Annotated in this window: 1 protein-coding gene; it reads right to left on the bottom strand. The window is 73.8% G+C overall.

Translation table 11 applies throughout. The features are described from left to right. On the bottom strand, positions 1-4,065 hold a 4,065-nt coding region (locus tag ACFZAT_RS33300), incomplete at its 3' end, for an SDR family NAD(P)-dependent oxidoreductase (RefSeq protein ID WP_391269688.1). Between the last annotated feature and the right edge of the window lie 135 nt (positions 4,066-4,200).

The following is a 4,200-nucleotide window of genomic DNA, read 5'->3' as shown; positions in this document are numbered from 1 at the left end:
CTCCAGCAGCGCCGCCGCCTGGGCCCGCAACGCCTCCGCACTACGACCCGACACCACCCACGGCACCACCGGCAACGCGGAACCCGCAACCTCACGCGGCTCCTCGACCGAAGGCGCCTCTTCCAGAATCACGTGCGCGTTCGTCCCACTCAGACCGAACGACGACACACCCGCACGACGCGGACGACCCTCCACCACCGGCCACGCAACCTGCTCCCGCAGAAGCCGCACCTCACCCGCCGACCAGTCCACCTGCGGCGACGGCTCATCCACGTGCAGCGTCGCCGGGAGCACACCCTCCCGCAACGCCATCACCATCTTGATCACACCACTGACACCGGCGGCGGCCTGCGCGTGGCCGATGTTCGACTTGATGGAACCGAGCAGCAGGGGCATTCCAGCAGGCCGGTCCTGGCCGTAGGTCGCCAGCAGCGCCTGCGCCTCGATCGGGTCACCCAACCGTGTACCGGTGCCGTGGCCCTCTACGGCGTCGACGTCCGCGGCGGTGAGGCCCGCGGCGGTCAGGGCCTGGTGGATCACCCGCTGCTGCGAGGGGCCGTTCGGGGCGGTGAGCCCGTTGGACGCGCCGTCCTGGTTGATCGCGCTGCCGCGTACGACGGCCAGTACGGGGTGTCCGTTGCGGCGTGCGTCCGACAGCCTCTCCACGAGGAGCAGACCGATGCCCTCGGACCAGCCCGTGCCGTCGGCCGCTCCCGCGAACGCCTTGCACCGGCCGTCTGCGGCGAGGCCGCGCTGCTGGCTGAAGTCGACGAAGATCTCGGGGGTCGGCATGACCGTGACACCGCCGGCCAGCGCCATGGTGACCTCGCCCTGGCGCAGCGCCTGGCACGCCATGTGCAGTGCCACGAGGGACGACGAGCACGCCGTGTCCACGGTGACGGCGGGGCCTTCGAGACCGAGGGTGTACGCCACCCGTCCCGAGGCGATGCTGCCCGCGCTGCCGTTCCCGAGGTATCCGGTCAGGTCCTCGGGAACCTCGCCCGGCCTGCTGCCGTACTCGTGGTACATCAGGCCGGTGTACACACCCGTCCTGGTACCGCGCATGGTGTCGGGGGCGATGCCCGCGCGCTCGAACGCCTCCCAGGCTGCCTGGAGCAGCAGCCGCTGCTGCGGGTCCATGGCCAGTGCCTCGCGCGGCATGATGCCGAAGAACTCGGGGTCGAACTCCGCCGCGTCGTGGAGGAATCCTCCGTCGCGCACATAGGTCTTGCCCACACGGCCCGGCTCCGGGTCGAAGAGCGCCTCGACGTCCCATCCCCGGTCCTCCGGGAAGCCGCCGATGACGTCGCGGCCCTCGGCGACGAGTCGCCACAGGTCTTCGGGGGAACGGACACCGCCCGGGAAGCGGCAACTGATGCCGACGATGGCGATGGGGTCGTCCGTACCGCCCGGTGCCGGTGCCGGCGTCGCGACCGCCGGGGCGGGCGAGGTTCCGGCGTCCGCGAACCGGCCGGCGAGGTGCCCGGCGATCGCGCGCGAGGTCGGAAAGTCGAAGACCAGGGTGGCGGGCAGTCGCTGCCCGGTGGCCTGGGTCAGGGCGTTGCGCAGCTCGACGGCCGCCAGGGAGTCGAAGCCCAGCTCGCGGAAGGCGCGGTCGGGTTTCACCTCGTCGGCTCCGCCGTGGCCGAGTACCGAGGCCGCCTGTTCGCGCACGAGGTCGAGCAGTGCGCGTTCCCGGTCGGCGCCGGACAGCGCCCGCATCCGCTGCTCGAACTCCGAGCCGCCGAGCGTGGCGCCGACTGCCTCCACGACACGCCGGACAGGGCCGCGGACGAAGCCGCGCAGGGCTGCGGGGACCTCGTCGGCCCGGGCGCGCAGCGCGGCCGGATCGGTGTCGAGCGGCACGAGCACCGGCAGGCCGCCCGTGGCCAGGGCGTCGTCGAAGAGCTCCAGGCCCCGGGCCGGGGCGAGCGCGGGCAGGCCGAGCCGCCGCATGCGGGCGAGATCCGTCTCGTCGAGCGCGCCGCCGAGCCCGGTGTCCGCCGCCCACATGCCGAAGGCGAGTGCGTGCGCGGGCAGCCCGGCGGCGGCACGGTGCTGGGCGAGGGCGTCGAGAAAGACGTTGGCTGCCGCGTAGTTGGCCTGTCCCGCGGCCAGCACCAGTCCGCCGGCGGAGGAGAACAGCACGAAGGCCGTCAGGTCCGTCTCGCGGGTGAGCTCGTGCAGGTGCCAGGCGGTGTCCGCCTTCGGCCTCAGGACGGTGTCGAACCTCTCCGGTGTCAGGGTGCCGACCAGGCCGCTGTCGGCGACCGCCGCCGCGTGCACCACTCCCCTGAGGGGGTGTGCGGCGGGGATCGCGGCGAGCAGCGCGGCCAGGGCGTCGCGGTCGGCGACGTCGCACGCGGAGATGGTGACGTCCGCGCCCGCCTCGGTGAGCTCGGCGCGCAGTTCGGCGGCGCCGGGTGCCGCGTCACCGCGCCTGCTGGCGAGCAGCAGGTGCCGTACGCCGTGTTCGGTGACCAGGTGCCGGGCGACCATGGCGCCCAGGCCGCTGGTGCCGCCGGTGATGAGCACGGTGCCGTCGGGGTCCCAGTGCACGGCGCCCTCGGAGGCGGCACGGGCGGCAGGCGTGAGACGGGGCAGCAGCACCTCGCCGTCACGCAGGGCGAGCTCGCGCTCGCCGGAGCGGGCAGCCGCGCCGAGCAGGGCGGTGGAGGCGTCCGTACCGTCGGTGTCGATCAGTACGAAGCGGCCGGGGTTCTCCTCCTGGGCCGCCCGGACGAGACCCCACACGGGGGCCTGGGCGAGGTCGACGGCGTCCTGCGGGCGGGGAGCCACGGCGTTCGTCGTGAGGACGACCATCGTGGAACCGGCGGCGCGCGGATCGGCCAGCCAGGACTGGACGGCCTCCAGGGCTTCCCCTGCCGCCTTGCGGACTCCGGAAAGCACCTCGTCCTGCCGCGCGGTGCCGAGGCGGGCGAGGACGAACGGCGGGAAGGGGCTGTCGGTGCCCCGGACCTGGGGCAGGGCGGGGAGCCGCGCGCCCTCGGTCACCGTCTCGAAGGCCGGAGCGGTGCGCCAGTCGAGCCGCAGCAGGGACGTGTCGTGCCCGCCCCTGGCCGTGTCGAGCTGCTCGGCGGAGACGGGGCGGGCCACCAGCGACTCGACGGTCGCCACCGGCCGGCCCTGCTGGTCGGCCACCCACATGGCGGAGACCTCGTCCCCGCGCAGCCTGCGGATGTGGACCCTCAGGTCGGCCGCGCCCGCGGCGTGGAGCGTTATCCCGTTCCACACGAACGGCAGCAGAGTGGCTGCGTCATCGCTGTCGGCCTCGCTGAGGAGGTCCGCGTGCATGGCCGCGTCCAGCAGCGCCGGGTGCAGACCGAAGCGGGCTGCCTCAGAGCGGGCGGGCTCGGGAAGGGTCACCTCGGCGAAGACGTCGTCGCCCTGCCGCCACATGCGGCGCAGCCCTTGGAAGGCGGGACCGTAGCCGTAGCCGCGCTCGGTCAGCACGTCGTACGCGTTGTCGGCCGGGATCTCCTCGGCGCCGGCCGGGGGCCACTGCGCGAGGTCGAACGTGGCCTTCGCCGTCCGGGGTACGACCAGGCCGGCGGCGTGTCGGGTCCACTCCTGTTCGTGGCCGTGCTCGGTCCGGGAGTAGATGTGCACCGTCCGGGCGCCGTCCGTCCGGGGCGCGCCGACGACCACCCGCAGGGCGACCGCCCCGCGCTCGGCCAGGATCAGCGGCGCTTCCAGCGTCAGTTCGTCGAGCGTGGGGCACCCGACCTCGTCACCGGCACGCACGGCAAGTTCGACGAAGCCCGTGCCCGGCAGGAGGATCCCGCCGAGCACCCGATGGTCGGCGATCCAGCGCTGCCCCTCGGCCGAGATGCGGCCGGTCAGCACGACGGAACCGGTGTCGGGCGACGCCACCGCCGCGCTCAGCATGGGGTGCTCGACGGCGTCCTGGCCGACGGCTCCCACGTGGCCGATGCCTGTGGCGTCGCCGTCCAGCCAGTACCTCCGGTGCTGGAAGGCGTAGGTGGGCAGGTCGGTGGTGCGGGCAGCGCTGCCCGCGAAGTACGCCCGCCAGTCGACCTTCACCCCACGCGCGTGCAGCCGTCCAACGCCCGTGAGCAGTTCCACGGCCTCGTCACGGTCACGGCGCTGCACCCCCACGAACGCCACCTCGTCGGGGTCACCCTCACCATCCACGGTCACGCACTCCGCGCCCATCGG

It is taken from the genome of Streptomyces sp. NPDC008163, from assembly GCF_042956885.1.
In the GTDB taxonomy this organism is placed as follows: domain Bacteria; phylum Actinomycetota; class Actinomycetes; order Streptomycetales; family Streptomycetaceae; genus Streptomyces; species Streptomyces drozdowiczii_A.
This window is presented reverse-complemented; position numbering and strand designations above follow the sequence as displayed.